General features: G+C 59.7%; 19 protein-coding genes. 11 read left to right on the top strand and 8 right to left on the bottom strand.

The genetic code is table 11. The features are described 5' to 3' along the window. Positions 1-3 precede the first annotated feature (3 nt). Both CIW50_RS12195 and CIW50_RS12190 read right to left on the bottom strand, forming a co-directional pair. Entirely contained in the window at positions 4-924 is a 921-nt protein-coding gene (locus CIW50_RS12195) for a branched-chain amino acid ABC transporter permease (RefSeq protein WP_149531455.1), read from the bottom strand. A 102-nt stretch (positions 925-1,026) separates the two neighbouring features. Further along, on the bottom strand, positions 1,027-2,214 hold the full coding sequence (locus tag CIW50_RS12190) for an ABC transporter substrate-binding protein (RefSeq protein ID WP_149531454.1): 1,188 nt from the start codon (positions 2,212-2,214) through the stop codon (positions 1,027-1,029). Between the two features lie 75 nt (positions 2,215-2,289). Here CIW50_RS12190 and CIW50_RS29030 point away from each other — a divergent pair, with 75 nt between their 5' ends. The 5 genes from CIW50_RS29030 (at position 2,290) to CIW50_RS12170 (ending at position 6,193) form a co-directional block, all read left to right on the top strand. Beyond that, positions 2,290-2,556 (top strand): hypothetical protein, encoded by a 267-nt coding sequence (locus CIW50_RS29030; RefSeq protein ID WP_172980297.1) that lies wholly within the window; start codon positions 2,290-2,292, stop codon positions 2,554-2,556. Continuing rightward, a complete protein-coding gene (locus CIW50_RS12185) occupies positions 2,553-3,059 on the top strand; it encodes a MarR family winged helix-turn-helix transcriptional regulator (protein ID WP_172980296.1) in 507 nt (168 codons plus the stop codon). The genes CIW50_RS29030 and CIW50_RS12185 overlap by 4 nt, the downstream gene beginning before the upstream one ends. Before the next feature lie 10 nt (positions 3,060-3,069). Continuing rightward, positions 3,070-3,888: an alpha/beta hydrolase gene (locus tag CIW50_RS12180; protein WP_149531453.1), complete on the top strand. Its 819-nt coding sequence runs from the start codon at positions 3,070-3,072 to the stop codon at positions 3,886-3,888. Between the two features lie 144 nt (positions 3,889-4,032). Continuing rightward, positions 4,033-5,700, top strand: coding sequence for an AMP-binding protein (locus CIW50_RS12175; protein WP_502707480.1), 1,668 nt, complete (start codon positions 4,033-4,035; stop codon positions 5,698-5,700). A 34-nt stretch (positions 5,701-5,734) separates the two neighbouring features. Next, positions 5,735-6,193: a RidA family protein gene (locus CIW50_RS12170; RefSeq protein ID WP_502707470.1), complete on the top strand. Its 459-nt coding sequence runs from the start codon at positions 5,735-5,737 to the stop codon at positions 6,191-6,193. A gap of 6 nt (positions 6,194-6,199) precedes the next feature. Here the strand turns inward: CIW50_RS12170 and CIW50_RS12165 are convergent, their stop codons facing one another. Beyond that, positions 6,200-7,000, bottom strand: a complete 801-nt coding sequence (locus CIW50_RS12165) for an AraC family transcriptional regulator (RefSeq protein WP_246664231.1) — start codon at positions 6,998-7,000, stop codon at positions 6,200-6,202. Between the two features lie 63 nt (positions 7,001-7,063). On the opposite strand from CIW50_RS12165, the gene CIW50_RS12160 reads away from it, so the two are divergent. Together CIW50_RS12160 and CIW50_RS12155 are read left to right on the top strand one after the other, a co-directional pair. Then, on the top strand, positions 7,064-8,242 hold the full coding sequence (locus CIW50_RS12160) for an MFS transporter (RefSeq protein ID WP_149531449.1): 1,179 nt from the start codon (positions 7,064-7,066) through the stop codon (positions 8,240-8,242). A gap of 240 nt (positions 8,243-8,482) precedes the next feature. Continuing rightward, positions 8,483-9,580, top strand: a complete 1,098-nt coding sequence (locus tag CIW50_RS12155) for a helix-turn-helix transcriptional regulator (protein WP_149531448.1) — start codon at positions 8,483-8,485, stop codon at positions 9,578-9,580. Positions 9,581-9,808: 228 nt separating this feature from the next. On the opposite strand, the gene CIW50_RS12150 is transcribed toward CIW50_RS12155, so the two are convergent. Beyond that, complete coding sequence (locus CIW50_RS12150) at positions 9,809-11,032, bottom strand: polyhydroxyalkanoate depolymerase (RefSeq protein ID WP_149531447.1); 1,224 nt, start codon at positions 11,030-11,032, stop codon at positions 9,809-9,811. Positions 11,033-11,211: 179 nt separating this feature from the next. Here CIW50_RS12150 and CIW50_RS12145 point away from each other — a divergent pair, with 179 nt between their 5' ends. Continuing rightward, positions 11,212-11,865, top strand: a complete 654-nt coding sequence (locus tag CIW50_RS12145; RefSeq protein WP_149531446.1) for a glutathione S-transferase family protein — start codon at positions 11,212-11,214, stop codon at positions 11,863-11,865. 273 nt (positions 11,866-12,138) lie between these two features. Next, a complete protein-coding gene (locus CIW50_RS12140) occupies positions 12,139-13,275 on the top strand; it encodes a glucuronate isomerase (protein ID WP_149531445.1) in 1,137 nt (378 codons plus the stop codon). A 45-nt stretch (positions 13,276-13,320) separates the two neighbouring features. Here the strand turns inward: CIW50_RS12140 and CIW50_RS12135 are convergent, their stop codons facing one another. Further along, positions 13,321-13,530, bottom strand: coding sequence for a hypothetical protein (locus CIW50_RS12135; protein WP_149531444.1), 210 nt, complete (start codon positions 13,528-13,530; stop codon positions 13,321-13,323). A 118-nt stretch (positions 13,531-13,648) separates the two neighbouring features. On the opposite strand from CIW50_RS12135, the gene CIW50_RS12130 reads away from it, so the two are divergent. Beyond that, complete coding sequence (locus CIW50_RS12130) at positions 13,649-14,029, top strand: hypothetical protein (RefSeq protein ID WP_502707469.1); 381 nt, start codon at positions 13,649-13,651, stop codon at positions 14,027-14,029. 12 nt (positions 14,030-14,041) lie between these two features. Here the strand turns inward: CIW50_RS12130 and CIW50_RS12125 are convergent, their stop codons facing one another. From CIW50_RS12125 to CIW50_RS12115, 3 genes are all read right to left on the bottom strand, one after another. Then, positions 14,042-15,235: an ABC transporter substrate-binding protein gene (locus tag CIW50_RS12125; RefSeq protein WP_246664230.1), complete on the bottom strand. Its 1,194-nt coding sequence runs from the start codon at positions 15,233-15,235 to the stop codon at positions 14,042-14,044. A gap of 198 nt (positions 15,236-15,433) precedes the next feature. Then, positions 15,434-16,660 (bottom strand): ABC transporter substrate-binding protein, encoded by a 1,227-nt coding sequence (locus tag CIW50_RS12120; RefSeq protein ID WP_149531617.1) that lies wholly within the window; start codon positions 16,658-16,660, stop codon positions 15,434-15,436. A gap of 174 nt (positions 16,661-16,834) precedes the next feature. Beyond that, on the bottom strand, positions 16,835-17,662 hold the full coding sequence (locus tag CIW50_RS12115; protein ID WP_149531442.1) for an enoyl-CoA hydratase/isomerase family protein: 828 nt from the start codon (positions 17,660-17,662) through the stop codon (positions 16,835-16,837). Between the two features lie 178 nt (positions 17,663-17,840). Here CIW50_RS12115 and CIW50_RS12110 point away from each other — a divergent pair, with 178 nt between their 5' ends. Beyond that, the gene (locus tag CIW50_RS12110; RefSeq protein ID WP_149531441.1) at positions 17,841-18,776 is read left to right on the top strand and encodes an SMP-30/gluconolactonase/LRE family protein; all 936 of its coding nucleotides are present in this window, start codon (positions 17,841-17,843) and stop codon (positions 18,774-18,776) included. The last annotated feature ends 1 nt before the right edge of the window (position 18,777 follow it).

Genomic DNA, 18,777 nt, shown 5'->3' with positions numbered 1-18,777 from the left:
CCGTTACTGCTTGGACGGGAACAGGCCGGATGGCCGGAAGAATAGCACCGCAGCCATCAGGATATAGATCAGCATCGGCGCAATGGCGCGGCCGGTCTGGCTGGCGGCCGAGGGATCGAGCAGCAGCTTGAGCAGCGTGGGCGCGAAGAAACGTCCGAGCGTATCAACGAGACCGATCAGCAGGGCTGCGATGAAGGCGCCGCGGATCGAGCCGATGCCGCCGATGACGATCACCACGAAAGCAAGAATGAGTACATTGTCGCCCATACCGGGCTCGACCGAGAGGATCGGCGCAACCATGGCGCCGGCGAAGCCCGCGAGCATGGCGCCGACGCCGAACACGATGGTGAACAGCAGGCGGATATTGACTCCGAGCGCGGAGACCATGGCCGCATTGCTGGCGCCGGCGCGCACCAGCATGCCGAGCTTGGTCTTGTTGACGACGAGATAGAGGGCTAGACCGACGGCAAGACCGGCGGCAATGATGACGAGGCGCCACACCGGATACAGCATGCCGTCGGTGATCTCGATCGCGCCCGACAGCGCATCGGGAATTGCGACATTCAGCGGCGCTGCGCCCCAGACATACTTGACGGCCTGATTGAGGAAGATGATGACGCCAAAGGTTGCCAGCACCTGATCCAGATGGTCGCGATCATACAGATGCCGAAAGATCAGAACCTCCAGCAGTAGCCCAAAAAGCAGTGCAGCGGGCAGTGCCAGCGCGAGGCCGGCTACGAAGCTGCCGGTCATGGTGGTGAAAGCGGCGACCAGATAGGCGCCGACCATGTACTGCACACCATGTGCAAGATTGATGAAGTCCATGACGCCGAACACCAGCGTGAGGCCGGCGGCGATCAGGAACAGGATCAATCCGAACTGCAGGCCGTTCAGGATCTGGACGAGGGCAAGCGTGAGGGTCATCAGATAACTTGGTTTCTATACTGAGATAAACACGGGCCGATAAAACACCGGGCCGTCCCGCCTTCGCGGCAACGGCCCGGTAATGACTGATCGCCAGGGCGATTACTGCGCAGCGCAGTCCTTGGCGTAGCGATCACTGTAGTTCGAGAACACCTTCTCGACGATCTCGGTCTGGAACTTGCCATCGGCGCGCTTGGCAACCTTGGTCAGGAAGAAGTCCTGAACGGGATAGCCGTTGTTGCTGAACTTGAAGCCGCCACGAATCGACGGGAAGTCTGCTTTCTTCATGGCTGCAGCCACCTTGGTCTTGTCCGAGAGGTCGCCCTTCACGGCAACGACGGCGCTGTTGATCAGCATGGCCGCGTCATAGGACTGGAAGGCGTAGGTCGCCGGCACGCTGTTATAGGCTTTCTCGTATTCCGCCACGAACTTCTTGTTCTGCGGAGTGTCAAGGGTCGGTGCCCAGTTTGAGCCACCGAACATGCCGATCGCCGCGTCTTGCTGAGCCGGCAGCGTCGATTCATCGACGGTAAAGGTCGACAGGAACGGAATGCGGTCGAGCAGGCCGGCCTGCTTGTACTGCTTGACGAGGTTCACGCCCATGCCGCCCGGCATGAAGGTCAGCACGGCGTCAGGCTTCATCGATGCAATCTTGGAGAGTTCGGCCTGGAAGTCGAGCGTACCGAGCGGGATGAAGGATTCTTCGACAATCTCACCCTTGAAGTCCATCTTCACGCCGGCGACGAAGTCCTTGCCGGCCTGATAGTTAGGGGTCATCAGGTAGATCTTCTTGTAGCCGCGTTTCTGGGCGACGTTGCCGAGGATCTGATGGATCTGGTCGTTCTGATACGACGTCACATAGAAGTACGGATTGCACTCCTTGCCCGCGTAGCTCGACGGGCCGGCATTCGGCGAGATCAGGAAGGTCTTGTTCTCGGTCACCGGCTTGTGGATCGCGCCGAGGATGTTGGAGAAAATCGGACCGACGACGAAGTCGACCTTGTCGCGCTCCAGAAGGCCCTTGACCTTGGTGACGGCGACGTCGGGCTTGAGTTCGTCATCGACGACGATGACTTCGACGTCCTTGCCGCCCATCTTGCCGCCGAGATCCTTGACCGCGAGATTGAAGCCGTCGCGGGCCTGCTGGCCGAGTACGGCACCGGCGCCCGACAGCGACACGATTACGCCGACCTTGATCTTCTCTTGAGCCGCCGCTTTTTGAGACATGGCCGGCAGAGCCGAGACGCTCATCAGGGCGGCCAAACCGGCCAGTTTGAAAGACTGCTTCATCAACTTCTCCTCCATTCGGCTGCGACAGGCAGCCGAAAAATGCGCCAACCCAAAATTTGTTCTTTTGCCTAGCTTATGCTCACCACGGCGGCAGCCGCAAGCAGCGTAAGTGATCTGCAGGCTCAAGAAATCAGTCGATTTGGCTATGCAAACCGCAGGCCAATTTATTTGAACCTTAAAGAAATATTCAAAATCGACGGCGGTCAAGCTGCGGCGTTTTGGCTTGCGGTGGAGCGGAAATTCCTTGAAGGTCAAAGGATCGGTACCGGGGCGGTACGAGATTGTGGATTGCCGGTCTCGTGGCCGCCGCGGGAGCTCCAAGCAGGTAAGATTGCATCATGATTCTCGATTCCGAGACCAAGGCCGTCGAACTTCCCGATGATCACGGCGATGAGCTGCGCCTGTGGCTCCGGCTCCTGACCTGTACCACCTTGATCGAGGGCGAAGTCCGCAGCCGTTTGCGCGAGCGCTTTGACGTGACGCTCCCACGCTTCGACTTGATGGCCCAGCTCGACAAAGTGCCCGACGGTATGACCCTGTCGGATGTCTCGAAGCGGATGATGGTGTCGAACGGCAATGTTACCGGCCTGGTCGAGCGTCTGGTCGAATCCGGCCATGTCGATCGCCGCACCTCCGACACCGATCGCCGGGTGCAGGTGATCCGGCTCACCAAGCTTGGCCGCGCCGAGTTCCGCAAGATGGCCGAAGAGCACGAGACCTGGATCGCTGAGATATTCAGCGATCTGGCGCCGAAGGATGTCCGCGAGCTGATGCGCTTGCTGGCCAAGACCAAGGCTTCCGCGCAGAAAGCGGCGCAAAAGGCAGCGAACGGCAAGGCGTTGTAAACGCGACGCGGTGAGTGCAGTGATCGATCTCGAAGCCGAATACAACAATCGCGCAAAAGTCCCGGAAAGCTCTGCGCTGATCGCCGGCTGGGCGCAAGACGCCAAAGCCTATCGTGACAGCGGCGTGCCGATGCGCGTCATTCCGTATGGTTCAGGCGCGCGGAATACGATCGATTACTTTCCGGTCGGCGATGCAGGTCCGGTCGTCGTCTTCATCCATGGGGGGTACTGGCAGGCGCTGGATAGCTCGTTTTTCAGCCATCTGGCACGCGGGCTGAACAGCCGTGGCATCAGCGTGGCGATCCCCAGCTACGATTTGTGTCCGAACGTCTCGGTCGGTGATATCATCGCACAGATGCGTGCGGCGACCAGCGAGCTGGCGAAGCTCGGCAGGCGGCTCGTCGTGTCGGGCCATTCGGCGGGCGGTCATCTCGCAGCCTGCATGCTGGCTACGGACTGGCGTGCGCTCGATCCCGCACTGCCGCAGGATCTGATCGTCGGCGCCTATGCGATATCCGGCCTGTTCGATCTGGCACCGCTGGTGCCGACGTCCATCAACAATGCATTGCATTTGAGCGATACCAGCGCCCGCGAGGTCAGCCCGTTATTCTGGCCGGCGCCTTCGCGCGGGTGTCTCGATGCGGTGGTCGGTGGTGACGAGGGCGTCGAATACTTGCGGCAGAGCCAAAGCATTGTCGATGCCTGGGGTGCCCGTATTCCTGCGCGCTTCGAGGCGCTTTCCGGCGCAAATCATTTTACCGCCGTCGCGCCGCTAGCCGATCCCCAGTCCGCCATGGTGCTGCGGCTGAAGGCGCTGGCCACGCTTTAGGCTGGCTTGCCTAAACAATCCGCGCAAATCGACGTTGTCAGCCGAAAATTTCGGCGTGTCGCGGGACTCCGCAGTTGCGGAAAACTGTTTTAAGTCTAAAATGATATTTGGATGACGTTGCCGGGCATCTGACGTGACGGGAGCATTGCAATGGCCGCTGATACTCAGCTGACAAAGCCTTATACGGCGCATGTTGATACGTTTGCGCGGGACAATATGCCCCCGCCGGAACAGCTGCCGGAGTTTCTGTTCACCCGGCCAGAGTTTCACTATCCGCCGCGCATCAATTGCGTGGTGCCGTTTCTCGATCGCTGGGTCGCAGAAGGGCGCGGCGAAGCGCCGTGCATGATCGGCCTGAACGAGAGCTACACCTATCGCGAACTCCATGAGCTCGTGAACAAGATCTCCAACGTGCTAGTCAACAAGCTAGGCCTCGTCACCGGTGGTCGCGTGCTGCTGCGCTCGGCCAACAATCCGATGATGGTTGCGACCTATCTCGCGATCATCAAGGCCGGCGGCGTTTGCGTGTCGACCATGCCGCTGCTGCGCGCCAAGGAACTGTCCTATCCGCTGCAAAAGGCGAAGATCTCGCTTGCGCTCTGTGACAGCAAGCTATCCGACGAGATGGAGAAGGCCAAGGCGGTCTCGCCCGAACTCAAGCGCGTGGTCTACTGGGGCGCCGGCGAAGCCGAACTCGACAAGATGATCGCCGAGGCCAGCCCGAAATTCACTGCCGTCGATACCGCTTCGGACGATATCTGCCTGATCGCTTTCACCTCGGGCACGACAGGCGATCCGAAGGGCACCATGCATTTCCACCGCGACATGCTTGCGGTGTGCGACGGCTTCGCTCGCAATGTGCTGCGTGCTAGCCCGGAGGATCGCTTCATCGGTTCGGCACCATTGGCCTTTACGTTCGGTTTCGGCGGCGTGCTGTTCCCGCTGCACATCGGCGCATCCTTCGTGGTGCTCGAGAAGGCCGGTCCGGAAGAACTGCCGTTGGCCGTCGCAAAGCACAAAGTCACGGTCTGCTTCACGGCACCGACCGCCTATCGCGCCATCCTCGGCAAGATCGATCAGTATGATCTCTCGACCTTGCGCAAATGCGTGTCGGCCGGCGAGACGCTGCCCAAAGGCACCTACGATGCGTGGCTGAAGGCAACCGGCATCAAGCTGATGGACGGCATCGGCGGCACCGAAATGCTGCACATCTTCATCTGCGCCATCGAAGAGGAAATTCGCCCGGGCTCGACAGGCAAGCCTGTGCCCGGTTATGTCGCCAGGATCATCGACGACGAAGGCAACGACGTGCCGCCCGGCACGCTCGGTCGTCTCGCTGTCAAAGGCCCAACCGGTTGCAAATATCTCGCCGATCCACGTCAGCTGAAATTCGTTCAAAACGGCTGGAACATCACCGGCGATACCTTCCTGATGGATGATGACGGTTACTTCTGGTACCAGTCTCGCTCCGACGACATGATCGTGTCAGCGGGTTACAATATTGCTGGTCCCGACGTTGAAGCTGCCTTGCTCACCCACGAAGCGGTGGTCGATTGTGGCGTTGTCGGTTGCCCCGATGCCGATCGTGGCATGATCGTGAAAGCCTACGTCGTTCTCGCCGTCGGTCAGTCGGGGAGCGACGCGCTGGCGACCGAGTTGCAGAACCACGTGAAGCGCGAGATCGCGCCTTACAAATATCCGCGTGCCATCGAGTTCGTGACGCAACTGCCCAAGACCGAGACTGGGAAGCTGAAGCGCTTTGCGCTTCGCCAACAGGCGGCGGCGGGCTTGTCACCGACCGTTGCTGCATAAGTTTGAAGAGCCGTTTTTTAGGGAGGATCGCCCGGTGAATGCACCAAAGGGCCCGACATTGACCGTGGTGCCAAACGCAAAGGGCGATGCAGCAACATCTGCTTCACGCGTACTGCAGCCGAGCGGATGGCCAATGCCCAAGGGTTATGCCAATGGCATGACGGCCGATGGCCGCATCGTTGTCACCGGCGGCGTGATCGGCTGGGACTCCGAGGAGAAGCTGAAGCCGGATTTCGTGTCGCAGGTGCGTCAGGCGCTGCAGAACATTTTCGACATCCTCGCGGAAGGTGGCGCGAAGCCCGAGCACCTCGTACGGCTGACCTGGTATGTCGTCGACATGGAAGAGTATCTCGGCAATCTGAAAGGGCTCGGTCAGGCCTATCGCGAGATATTCGGCGCACATTATCCGGCCATGGCGCTGGTGCAGGTCGTGCGTCTGGTTGAACTCGCTGCACGCGTCGAGATCGAAGCGACGGCGGTGGTGCCGCGTTAAGCGGCACTACTTTGCGTCGATAAATTCCGTCGGGCTCTTGCCCGTTACTTGCCGGAACGCGTGCGAAAACGCCGAGAAGCTGGCGTAGCCGAGATCGGCAGCGAGCTGCTTCACCGACGCGTTGCGGTTCATCGACAGCCGTTCGATCGCCTCCGCGATCCGCGCGCGTTGACACCAGCTCTTGAAGCTCAATTGCGTCTCTGCCGAAAACAGCCGCGATAGTGTTCGTGCCGACGTGCCGACGGTGCGCGCCAGTGTTTCGATCTCGTGCGCTTGGGTAGGATCGGCCAAAACGATCTCCGCGGCGCGTCGGCAACGGGGCTCTTGCGGGAGCGGCATGAATGTTGCGGGATCGCCAGCCTGATGCAGTTCGAGCATGGCAATCTCGATCAATAGCCGATTGCGCGCGACATCATCGCGCCCATCGAATAGCGCCAGGATCGACTCGTGCAACAGGCGCGACACGCGAACCACGAACTCCGCTGCGAGATCGCCATTGCGTCGATCCCGCGCCAGCCAGTCGACATTGAAGTACAGCGAACGCATCTCGATGTCGGCCAGAACGTCGATCGCGTGGGGCAGGTGGGCTGGCACCCAGACTGCGCGGTCCGGTGGCACCAGCCAACGGCCCTTCGGAGTCGTGACCTGCATAGTGCCCGCAGCGGCGAACACGAGTTGCGCCTCGCGATGGGCATGGGTGTCCAGGCGGATGCCCTTGGAGTAGCGCGTCGCCAGGATATGGACGCCGTCGGTAGCCGAGCGCCGTCGCTCGGATAAAGTCAGGATTGGCGGCTCTGCGACATTCATTGGCGACATCCCGTTAGAGCAAGCTCATATAACGGCATTCCAAGTTTGCCAAGGAATCGATTCATGAACGTCCCCAGCCGGGTCATCACCCTCGTCAATGTCGCCCATTTCATCGACCATTACGCGATGCTGATCTTTGCGGCTGCGGTGATCGTGATGGGTCCAACCATGAATATGACCTATACCGAGCTGCTGCCGTATGCGACGCCCGGCTTCATGGCATTCGGTGCTGGCTCGCTGGTCACCGGTTGGCTCGGTGATCGATGGAGCCGTCGGCATATGATGGTGATCTTCTTCTACGGCATCGGCCTGTCGATGATGGCTGTGGGCTTCGTTCAGACGCCGCTGCAGCTCGGTGCAGCCTTGTTTTCGGTCGGCCTGTTCGCGTCGATCTATCATCCGGTCGGCACTGCGATGATTGTCTCCTATGCCGACAAGCTGGGCAGCGCGATGGGTATCAACGGCGTGTTCGGCAACTTCGGCGTCGCGTCGTCCGCGCTGATCACCGGCGTGCTCGGTCAGTTCCTCGGCTGGCGCTGGGCCTTCATCGTTCCCGGCCTCGTGACCATTGCGGCCGGCGTGGTGTTCATGCGCGAGGTCGCACATGAGGATCGCTCAGGCTTCAAGCAGGCCGCCGCACAAGCGCGCGTCGCAAAGTCTGACATGTGGCGCGTGATCCTTGCATTGCTGGTCACGGTGGTCGCGATCTCCACCGTCTTCAACGCTATCACCGTCGCGCTGCCAAAGTTGTTTGCCGAGCGTCTGTCCGACATGACGGACAGCCCGGCATTGCTTGGCGTCATCGCTGCCTGTGTTTACGTCTTCGGCGCCGCGACCCAGTACAACATCGGCAAGCTGATCGACAAGCACTCGTTGAAGGCAGTGAGCGTGCCATTGTCACTGGTGCTCGCGCCATTCCTGTATTTCGCAGCGTCGCAGTCGAACGTCTCACTGATTGTCGTCGCGATCGGAATCATCATCGGCCTGTTCGGGCAGATCACCGTGAATGAAGCGATCGTCGGCAAATACACTAGTGAAGAGTGGCGTTCGCGCGCCTATGCCGTGCGCTACTTCGTCGGCTTCACTGCGGCCGGTGCTTCGGTCGGCCTCGTCGCATGGCTGTACGAGCAGGGCGGCTTCATTATGATGCTGCACGCCTTTGCCGCTTTGTCGGCGCTGGTGATCGTCGCCGCATTGATTTTGCCGCAGGAGTTGCCGCCAGCAAAAGCGCCTGTGGCTTGAAGCATCTCATTTTATGCTGGCGAGCAGCACGGGACCGGTCTAGTCACGCGAACACAATGCCACTTGCCTCCTGAACGGCGGCTGGAGAAAGTGCATTTTGCGCACGTCACATCCCAATCGCAGATTTCCGAACGGCCTCGGGAATAGCCTGCTGTCTGCGGTGTTGCGTACGGGGGCGCTGCTTTGTCACTACGATGACCGAGACGCTAGCCGCCGGGAATTGTTTTGCTGGATACGTCTGTGAACTTTGAAGCGCTTGTCGATGAAATTTATGAAGCCGGGATTGTGCCGGAGCGTTGGCCGCAAGTGTTCGACCGGCTTGCGGAGATGGCAGACGCGGAGGGTTCACTGATCTTCGCGGTGGCGCCAGGCACGCCACGCTGGATGTCATCGGAAAAGATTCGCGAACGAATCGATCGCTGGACGAAAGGGCCGTTCGCTCACGATAACCCGCGTGCTCAGCGATTGATTCCGAACACCGAGCCGCGATTTTTGACTGATCTTGATCGTTTCACAGCGGAAGAGCTCGATAATGAGAGCTTTTATCGTGATTTGCTGCGGCCCGGCGGGCTCGGATGGTGCGTTGGCACCTCGATCAGATCGCCGTCGGGAGACTTGCTCGTCTTGTCGGTTGAGAAGGCTTTTGCAAAGGGGCCAGTTCCTCGGGCGATTGCGGAGCAATTCGACCAGCTTCGCCCGCATCTGGCGCGGGCTGCCGTGTTGGCCGGGCGCCTCGGTTTCGAGCGCGCGCGCACCGCGGTCGCAACGCTTGAGATGATCGGGCTGCCCGCTGCGGCGCTAACGGAGGCGGGACGGGTCGTCGCAACCAATCCTGGTTTCCTTGCCAGCGCGGCTACGGTCAGCGTGGGCGCGCAGGATCAGGTGCAATTCAGCTCTCCGACTGCCAACACGCTGTTCCTGGAGGCGCTCGCCAAGCCTGTGTCTCTGGCCAAGACGGGTCGATCCATTCCCATTGCGGGCACCCACGAGAGCCCGCCCTTGATCGCGCATGTGCTGCCACTCCGTCTGGCTGGACTGGATGTTTTTGCGGGCGCTGTCTCGATCCTGTTCCTGACGCCGATCACCCAGCAACGCAGCCCAGGTCCAGAGCTTCTGCAGGCCTTGTTCGATTTGACGCCGGCTGAAGCGCGGATCACCAGCCTTCTGATCGACGGCAACTCGGTCGACTCCATCTCGAAAATGCAGAGTGTCAGCCTGAATACCGTGCGGACCCAGCTGAAATCCGTCTTCATGAAAACCGGCGTCGATCGCCAAATAGATCTGGTTCGGCTTCTGGGCCAGCCACGAGTTCAATTGATCCCGGACCGGCCTACCTGAAAACCCACGAAAAAGGCCGGCACGATGGCCGGCCTTGATGCGTAGTATGTCCGGTGAAAAATCGTGCAGTCGTCAATACACGGTCCGCCGAAGCGGTAATAAGAAACCGCTGTCATGCTGCTGATACAGCCGCGAAACAATTCCCCGGTATCGACGTAGGTCATTCCCGCGATATTCGCGTCACCCATTTGGGTGAAGCGCCCGACTATTTGTATACAACGCAGGGTTTCACGAATTGACGTGAACGAAATCACGTAACAGCGGGTAGATCTCGTTGTTCCAACGGCGTCCGCTGAATACGCCGTAATGGCCGACACCGGCCTGCATGTGATGGACTTTGCGATAGGCGCGAACGCCGGTGCACAAATCCTGGGCTGCCAAAGTCTGGCCGATCGAGCAGATATCGTCCTTCTCGCCCTCGACGGTCATCAGCCCCATGCGCTTGATCGATGCGCAGTTCACGGTCCGGCCCTTGTAGGTCAGCTTGCCCTGCGGCAGCAGGTGCTCCTGGAATACATCGCGGATGGTGTCGATATAGAACTCTCCCGGCAGATCCATCACGGCAAAATATTCATCGTAGAACGTCTTGATGACTTCGGCCTTGTCCGTCTCGCCCTTGGCAAGATGATCGGCGAGATCGACATGTGACTTGATGTGTCGTTCGAGATTCATCGAGACGAACGCGGTCAACTGAATGAAGCCGGGATAGACCTGCCGGAACGCGCCTTTGCACTGGAACGGCACGTAGTTGATCATGTTCTCTTCGAACCACTTCAACGGCTTGCTCTTGGCGAAATCGTTGACCTTGGTCGGCTGAATGCGGGTATCGATCGGGCCCGCCATCAGTGTCAGGCTTGCCGGGCGCGCGGGGTGATTGTCCTCCGACATGATAGCTGCTGCAGCCAGCGCTGACACGGACGGCTGGCAAATCGCTACCATGTGCGAACGCGGACCGAGCTCATTCATGAATGTGATCAGGTGCTCGGTATATTCGTCGAGGCCGAACTTGCCCTGACTGAGCGGAATGTCGCGGGGGTTGTGCCAGTCTGTGATGTAAACGTCATGATCCTGCAGCAGGGTCTTCACGGTGCCGCGCAGCAGCGTCGCGAAGTGGCCGGACATCGGCGCCACCAGCAGCATACGCGGCTGCTCCGGTGCATTCACTTTCTTGAAGTGCAGCAGCGATCCGAATGGCGTCTTGAAGGTGACTTCTTCCGTCACCTCGTGCTCGCTGTTGCCGACCATCACCTTGCCGATATCGAACTCGGGACGATGATAGGTGAGGGCGGAGCGCGAGATCAGCTCAAGCGCCGCCGCGAGGCGGCCGAACAGTTTCTCGGACGTGCCGGCCGGGACGAGATTGAGGTACTTCAACGCGGCAGACGCACCCGTGCGCCAAGGTGCTGTCAGATCCATGTGATTCTGGTAGGCCTGATACATCATTGACATCATCCGGAGCTATCCCTGCTTTGTTGCTATGCAATATTGAAGCCAGAGAAGAGTCAATTCGTCTGGAAAACTGGCACGTGGTTTGCTGAATAAAATTAAAGCAGCACAAGCAATGGGCAGCCGGGAACCGGTTACCCCGAGGGCTGACGGGCTGTCCAGGTTCGGGCGTAAGGGGATAAGTCATGGCCAACGCGACACTCACCATCAGCAGCAAGAACTACTCGTCGTGGTCATTGCGAGGATGGCTGCTGACAAAATTCTCGGGCCTTGAGTTCGATGAAGTCGTTACCGCGCCGGATGATGCCTCTGCCAAGGCCGAGATCCTGTTGCTGTCCTCATCGATCCTGGTGCCCTGCCTGCGCCATGAAGGGGCAGTGGTCTGGGATACGCTGGCAATCGCCGAATATCTCAACGAGATCATGCCGGAAGCCAAGCTGCTGCCGGCGGACCGCATCCTGCGGGCGCATTGCCGCTCGATTTCGGGCGAAATCCACTCCGGCTTTACGACATTGCGGGCGTCGTTGCCGGTCAACATCAAGGGGCATTTTCCAAACTTCAAGGTGTGGTCGCGGGCACAGGCCGATATCGACCGCATCTGCACGATCTGGCGCGAGTGTCTGTCGAAGTCCGGCGGCCCTTTCCTGTTTGGCACCCGTAGCATGGCGGACGCCATGTATGCGCCGGTGGTGACACGCTTCGCGACCTATGACGTCAAGCTCGATCCGCAGCTATCGGCCTATGCCAACATGGTAATGAACCTGCCCGAAATGCAGGAATGGATTTCCGCGGCCAGGCAGGAGCCTACCGATATCGAAGAGCTTGAGGTTGAGTACTGATTGATAGTTCGGCAACGCCATGCCGGCTTACGGATCGGGCAGGGCGTGCTCAACTTGTATCCAGAATTTGTAGCGCTCGCCCGGGATTTCCGCGGTTTGGCGGCCAGATCACCTGCTAACGAGCGCGATTGGTATCAAAACGCCTTTGACGCCAGCTGGCGCGATTTTCGCATAGCAGCAATTTCTCGCGAGCCGCATTGCGTTGGCTGCCGATCGATTGTGCGCCAATCACAGTTCGGTCCCCGGGTGTTTTTAAACACGTTGGAGGATCCCATGAATGTACATGCTGCGATCGACCTCAATTTGCCCAATCTGACGCGCCCTAATGGTGATCCTCTCCGCCTCAATCATGGGGATTTCGTAGCCATCGATCGCCACAAGGATACGACATACGAGGCGACCTATCGGCCGCAGGCACTCTATAGCCGCGCCAATGAGGGCTTTCACGCCAACAACGAAACCTTCCTCCTCCATGAGGTCGCGACCAATCTGCCGATCTATCGCGAAGATACCGGCCCTACCGATTTCCATCTGCATCTGCCTCCCGGCGGCTTCCAGCTCGTGCTGGTTACGTCGGGCATGTTCACCTTCGATTACGACGGGCGCTTCTACAATGTCGGCCCTGGCGCAGTGATGCTGCAAAGCGCGATCGTGCATCGCCAGCTGTTTTACACTTGGTCCGGTTTGTCGACCGAAGAGAACCTGAAGACCCCGCAGACGGTGGTGCCCGATGCGTTGTCCATGGGTTACTCCGGCAAGTTTCTTGAAGCCTTCGTAACCGATCCGACGACATTCCCGAACCCGACGATCGTGGGCCCCGATCAGATCAACGAAGCCGAGACGCCACGTGTGGCGTGGACCCATGCGCTGCATGATCGTCCGGAGGATGCAGGCTTCTGGCTTCAGGATCCGATGGCGCTGGATGCGCTCTTCAAGCCGCTGGCTGACGGTGTCGTCAAATCGGCCATGCCCGTTTACGTGCGGGATATCGGAATCGAGATTCCGAGCGGCCATCTTGTTACGGGTCACATCATCGCAACGGATCCGCATGGCAAGTCGCTCCTGCCGAAGAGCACCTCGGCGGTGGACGCCGCTTCTTTCGCGAAAGGCGAGGTTGTCATCTATCGCGTTATTCGCGGTACGGCCGAATTCCGGGATAGTGCGGGGAAGACGTTCGAGCTTGCGGCCGGTGATGTCGTGACCGCGGGCAAGAATTCGACCGGCCTCATCGGTCTCGGCGAAAACACGCAAGTCCTGCGGCTCGGCCTTCTCAAGGGCATGGAGCAGCTGCGAAGCTGGACGCCGACCCAGCGCGATGAAATCGACGGGCTTGCGGCCAAGATCATCACACAGAGGGACATTCGCCCGCTGCGGACCGAAGGCAAGCCTGTCGGCTATCTGTACGAGTAAGTCGGTCGTCCGTAGCCCCGGCGTCGTAAAGCAGGCACACGGCCATCACGCTGTACGGGGCAGTCGCCATCCGACCACGCGTGCCTCGACTATGCTGCCCGTCTCGGCATTGCGCCATTCGCCATCTGTGAAGACGCAAGGAAAGGGGAGCTGATAGGTGCCGCTGTGGTCCTCGCACAGCACCTGTACGGGCTGATCCGGCTCAGGATCACCCTGGCCATCGAATTCAGCCAGCCGTCGTTCGCGCGTCGCCATGAGGTGCTCCGGTCCAAGGAACGGGCGGACATCTTCTTCGTTCCCATCACACCTGGTTGACAGCCGGGTGCCAGCACCGCTTGGTCTTGGCGGCATGACGGACATGATGGGGAAAACGATGCGAGCCCGAACAATCCTTGCGATGACATTGCTGACCATTTTGGGCGCCGCCAAGGCGCAGGCGCAGGATGTGCCGGGAATCGAGATCTGCACGGTCGAAAAGACCATGGAGCGCCGCACCAGCTGCCTGCAAAGCAACGTCAATTTCCTGCAACAGACGCTAGGCAAGCTGCGGCTTGATCAGCAACAGCGGCTGGAGGCGGCCAATCGGCAGGTCGAGGCGCTAAAGGCTACCGTCGTTGCCCTGCAGAAAACGGTAGAGGAGCTGCAGGCGGCGCAGAAGAAGCCGGCGCCGGCTGCGAAGGAAGCTCCGGCTGCCGCGAAAGACGCGCCGGCGGCCAAGGATGCGCCAGCGCCTGCCAAGGATGCGGCGAAGTAGGGCGCTCTCCTTCTACTCGCTGCTCAGCACGGGTCCGAACAGTTCCCAGCGTTCACCCTTGAAACGCATCATCTGCAACTGCTGCAGGGGGCTGTAGTCAGTGGGACTGGTCTTGACGCGGGTGCCGGGCAGGAAGATGCCGACCTCATAATCGAGGCTGGTGGCCTGCTTCATCACATTCTCCCGCGTGAGGGTGTCGCCGCATCGCTCCAAGATATGCGCCAGCGTGCGCGCGATGCCGAAACCGTACAGCGTATAGATGTCGTTCTTGTCGCCGTCCGGATAATATTTGTCCATGAAGGCAAGCCATTCCTTGATGGTCGGATCATCCTTCCACTGCGGATCGGTAGGATCCTTCATATAGGCCGCGCTGATCACGCCCTGCGCATTGTCGAAGCCTGCCGGCTTGATCACTGAGCCGACCGATTGCGACACGTTGACCAGCATCTGCACCGGCTTCCAGTTCAGCTCGGCCACCTTCTTGATCGCCTGCGCGGCGAATTTCGGCGAGGCGATGTTGAGGAATACGTCAGGGTTGGCGGTCCTGATCTGGACGATCTGCGAATCCACTGTCGGTGAACTGGTCTCGAAGCTCGCCTGTACGGTGATCATCTTGTCGGCCTTGTCGCCGAGCCCTTCGCGCACGCCGCTGAAATAGTCCTTCCCCATGTCGTCGTTTTGGAACAGCACGCCGATCCTCGCGTCGGGATGGTTCTTCAGGATCCATGCAGCCCAGATGCGCCCCTCATTGTGATAGCTGGGCGACCAGCCCATGGTCCAAGGGAAGTGTTTGGGATCTGCCCACTTCGAGGCGCCCGATGACACGAACAGATGCGGCACCTTCTTGATGTTCATGTATTTCTGGATTGCGGAATTGGTCGCCGTGCCCAGCGGATTGAAGATCAGCAACACCTCGTCGCTCTCGACCAGCTTGCGAGCCTGTTCCACCGTCTTCGGTGGAGAGTAGGCATCGTCATAGCTGATGAAGTTGATCTTGCGACCGTTGATGCCACCCTGATCATTCAGCATCCTGAAATAGGCCGCTTCGGATTTCCCGATTGAGGCATAGGACGATGCCGGCCCGCTATAGGGCATGATGTTGCCGACCTTGATCTCGGTGTCGCTGGCGCCCGGATCGTATTTCTTCTGCGCGTGAGACGGCGTGACGAGCGCGCCGAGCATGAGCGCGGAAAGTGCGAGAGCCATCCCGCGGGGCAATGTCCTGAGCATCGTTTCCTCTGACGTCTTGTATTTCCACGGTGCGGTCCATCTGGGTGGACCATCGATTGCCGCAGCTTGCGTCGAGTATGCACGATTGCGGAGAGGGGGCCAGCAACGAGAGCGCGTGGCTCAGCACGCGTGCGTCCCCTCTGACTCGAGAGAGGGGACGCCAGAGCGTATCGCTTACGAGTTCTTCTCGCCGGACATCAGCGGTCCGAACAGCTCCCAGCTTTCGCCCTTGAATTTCTGCATCTGAAGCTGTTCGAGCGGGCTGAAGTCGGTCGGGCTGGTCTTGATCTTGGTGCCCGGCAGATAAATGCCGATCTCCATGTTGAGATTGGCGGCCTGCCTCATGATGTTTTCGCGCGTGAGGTCGTCGCCGCATTGCTTGAGTACCTGGACGATGCCTTGCGACACGCCGTAACCGAACACGGTGGCGCCGTCTTCCTTGTCGCCTTCGGGATAGTATTTGTCCATGAAGGCCGACCATTCCAGCATGCCCGGATCGTTCTTCCATGTCGGATCCTTGGGATCCTTCATATAGGCCGCGCTGAGCACGTCCTGCGAGTTGGCATAGCCCGCGGGCTTCATCACGCTGCCCACCGATGCCGAGACGTTGGTGACGATATGGACCGGCTTCCAGCCCATCTCGCCGATCTTCTTGATCGCCTGTGCAGCGAATTTTGGCGTGGCGATGTTGATGAAGACATCCGGATTGGCTGCCTTGATCTGCACGATCTGTGAATCCACCGTCGGTGAGGCCGTCTCGTAAGGCACCTCAGAGACGATGTAATCTTTGGCCTTGTCGCCGAAGCCTTCGTGCAGTCCGATGATGTAATCCTTGCCGAAGTCGTCATTGGCATAGAGTACGCCGACTTTCTTGCCGGGATGATTCTTCATGATGTATTGCGCGTAGATGCGCGCCTCGGCCTGGTAGCTCGGTTGCCAACCCATGGTCCAAGGGAAGTTCTTCGGATCGGCCCACTTCGCGGCGCCCGTTGAGACGAACAACTGCGGTACTTTCTTGGTGTTCATATATTTCTGGATCGCCGTATTTCCCGGCGTGCCCAGCGGGTTCATGATGAACAGCACTTCGTCATTCTCGACCAGCTTGCGTGCTTGCTCGACCGTTTTCGGCGGGCTGTAGCCGTCATCATAGCTGATGAAAGTGATCTTGCGGCCATTGATGCCGCCCTTTTCGTTGATCATTTTGAAATAGGCAGCCTCGGTCTTGCCGATCGTCGCGTAGGAGGATGCCGGGCCGCTATACGGCATGATGTTGCCGATCTTGATCTCGGTATCGGTGGCGCCGATGTCGTATTTCTTCTGCGCGTGGCTAGCGGTGGACGTAAGCGCTACGACAACGCCGGCGAGCAAGGTTGCTCGCAGAACTTTCCAGTCATGCTGCATGGTCAAGTGTCCTCCCTGTGGTTCGATCAACCGCATCGGCCCGTCTACGCAGGTTTTTGTGATGCGGCTCGAATGCTGGGGAGTATGCACCAAGCCCTGAAGTTGGAAAGCTGACTTAATCACCAAAGCGTGACGCGACGCACAACGCCGCGTCGGCATGTTTGTGCGTTGCGCTCAGTTGCCGGTGAATTTGGCTGGGCGCTTCTCGAGAAACGACGCCATGCCTTCGCGGAAATCCGCTGTGCGAAACAGCGGCAGCAGTTGCAGGAACACGTGATGGACGTGGTCGCCGAAACTTTCCGACAGGCCCGAGCGCATCATGCGTTTGGCAGCCTGCACTGCGAGTGGCGCATTGGCAGCGATCTCGGCCGCCACTGCATTGGCGCGCGTCATCAATTCCGCATCATCAACCACCTCGTTGGTAAGGCCCATCTCGAGGCTTTCGCGCGCCGACAATGTGCGGCCTGTGAAGATCAGCTCGGCCGCCTTGGCCCAGCCGATCATGCGCGGCAGAAACCAGGTGCCGCCGGACTCAGGCACCACGCCACGCTTGACGAAGGCTGCAGCGAATTTTGCGCTCTCTGCCATGATGCGCATGTCGCAACCGAGCGCGACGTCCATGCCGTAGCCGGCGGCGGCGCCGTTCATGGCGCAGATCGTCGGCTTCTCCATGTTGAACATGACGATTGGAGGCGCAGTCTTGAGGTCGAGCGTGGTGCGGCTGTTGTTGGCATCGTTAGCGGAGCCGATGCCGGTACCCTTGGTTGCGCTGGCCATGTCGAGCCCGGCGCAGAAGGCGCGGCCGGTGGCGGTCAGTATAACCACGCGTACGTCGGGATCGGAATCGGCTCTCAGAAACAGGTTGCTGAGCTGCGACAGCATCTCACGGGAGATTGTGTTTAACCGGTGCGGGCGATTGAGCGTGACGGTCGCGATGCCATCGGCGACAAAGTAGAGCACTTCGTCATCGGCTCCAGGCGCAACTGCGGTGTCGATCGGCATCGGTTTCCTCGGACTTTTCGCGTTATCGTTGATCGCAGCTAAAGCCGAATGGAAATTCCACGCAAGTGGCCATGCATTTGCGCGGCTTGGCAGCGCGGGACATGTTTGCTCTACTTTGGTCACGTGCGTCACACGCAACCGGCGTCATAACAAACCAAGAAAATGTCAGGGAGTTTCCATGTCCAGCCCCAACATCCGCGTCCTTGCCACCGATCTCGCATTCCCCGAAGGCCCGGTGGTGATGCCGGACGGCTCTGTCGTCCTGGTCGAGATACGTGCGCAGCAACTGACGCGGGTCTGGCCCGACGGCCGCAAGGAAGTGGTCGCGAAAATCCCGGGTGGCCCGAACGGCGCGGCGCTCGGTCCTGACGGCAAGATGTATCTCTGCAACAATGGCGGCTTCAGCTGGGCGGCATCGCGCGGCGCCATCATGCCCGGCGCACCGGAGCCGCATGAATATATCGGCGGCTCGATCCAGCGCGTGGACCTCTCTAACGGCAAGGTCGAAACCCTGTTCGACAAATGCGGCGCGCATCCGCTGAAGGGGCCGAACGATCTGGTGTTCGACAAACAGGGCGGGCTCTGGTTCACCGATCTCGGCAAACGCCGGCACCGCGATATGGATGTCGGCGCGTTCTATTACATGAAGCCAGGTGCGACCGAGGTCGTCGAAGGGCATTTCGGCATGCTGCCGGCCAATGGCATTGGCCTGTCGCCCGATGAGAAGACCGTCTATGTGGCCGAGACGCCGACGGCGCGGTTGTGGGCCTTTGATGTTGGTGCACCTGGCGAGGTGAAGCCGGCCGATGTGATCTATCGCGGCGAGCGCGGTCGACCCATCGCGGGCCTTGGCGGCTATCAGATGTTCGATTCTCTCGCGGTCGAAGCTTCGGGCAATGTCTGCGTGGCAACGCTGGTCAGCGGCTGCATCTCGGTGATTGCGCCGGATGGAAAATTGGTGGAACAGATACAAACTGGCGATCGCGTCACCACGAATATCGCATTCGGCGGCCCCGAGCTGAAGACGGCCTATATCACGCTGTCAGGCAAGGGCGAGCTGATCGCAATGGATTGGCCGCGCGGTGGCTTGCCGCTTAACTTCTTGAACAAGTAGC

The organism is Tardiphaga sp. P9-11 (assembly GCF_008329525.1).
GTDB lineage: Bacteria > Pseudomonadota > Alphaproteobacteria > Rhizobiales > Xanthobacteraceae > Tardiphaga.
This window is presented reverse-complemented; position numbering and strand designations above follow the sequence as displayed.

What these genes read in the sequence shown, in the direction of transcription:
- CIW50_RS12195 (WP_149531455.1), bottom strand. Translation starts at nt 924, where the DNA reads ATGACCCTCACGCTTGCCCTCGTCCAGATCCTGAACGGCCTGCAGTTC.
- CIW50_RS12190 (WP_149531454.1), bottom strand. Translation starts at nt 2,214, where the DNA reads ATGAAGCAGTCTTTCAAACTGGCCGGTTTGGCCGCCCTGATGAGCGTC.
- CIW50_RS29030 (WP_172980297.1), top strand. Translation starts at nt 2,290, where the DNA reads ATGCTCACCACGGCGGCAGCCGCAAGCAGCGTAAGTGATCTGCAGGCT.
- CIW50_RS12185 (WP_172980296.1), top strand. Translation starts at nt 2,553, where the DNA reads ATGATTCTCGATTCCGAGACCAAGGCCGTCGAACTTCCCGATGATCAC.
- CIW50_RS12165 (WP_246664231.1), bottom strand. Translation starts at nt 7,000, where the DNA reads ATGAATGTCGCAGAGCCGCCAATCCTGACTTTATCCGAGCGACGGCGC.
- CIW50_RS12160 (WP_149531449.1), top strand. Translation starts at nt 7,064, where the DNA reads ATGAACGTCCCCAGCCGGGTCATCACCCTCGTCAATGTCGCCCATTTC.
- CIW50_RS12150 (WP_149531447.1), bottom strand. Translation starts at nt 11,032, where the DNA reads ATGATGTCAATGATGTATCAGGCCTACCAGAATCACATGGATCTGACA.
- CIW50_RS12145 (WP_149531446.1), top strand. Translation starts at nt 11,212, where the DNA reads ATGGCCAACGCGACACTCACCATCAGCAGCAAGAACTACTCGTCGTGG.
- CIW50_RS12140 (WP_149531445.1), top strand. Translation starts at nt 12,139, where the DNA reads ATGAATGTACATGCTGCGATCGACCTCAATTTGCCCAATCTGACGCGC.
- CIW50_RS12135 (WP_149531444.1), bottom strand. Translation starts at nt 13,530, where the DNA reads ATGGCGACGCGCGAACGACGGCTGGCTGAATTCGATGGCCAGGGTGAT.
- CIW50_RS12130 (WP_502707469.1), top strand. Translation starts at nt 13,649, where the DNA reads ATGCGAGCCCGAACAATCCTTGCGATGACATTGCTGACCATTTTGGGC.
- CIW50_RS12125 (WP_246664230.1), bottom strand. Translation starts at nt 15,235, where the DNA reads ATGGCTCTCGCACTTTCCGCGCTCATGCTCGGCGCGCTCGTCACGCCG.
- CIW50_RS12120 (WP_149531617.1), bottom strand. Translation starts at nt 16,660, where the DNA reads ATGCAGCATGACTGGAAAGTTCTGCGAGCAACCTTGCTCGCCGGCGTT.
- CIW50_RS12115 (WP_149531442.1), bottom strand. Translation starts at nt 17,662, where the DNA reads ATGCCGATCGACACCGCAGTTGCGCCTGGAGCCGATGACGAAGTGCTC.
- CIW50_RS12110 (WP_149531441.1), top strand. Translation starts at nt 17,841, where the DNA reads ATGTCCAGCCCCAACATCCGCGTCCTTGCCACCGATCTCGCATTCCCC.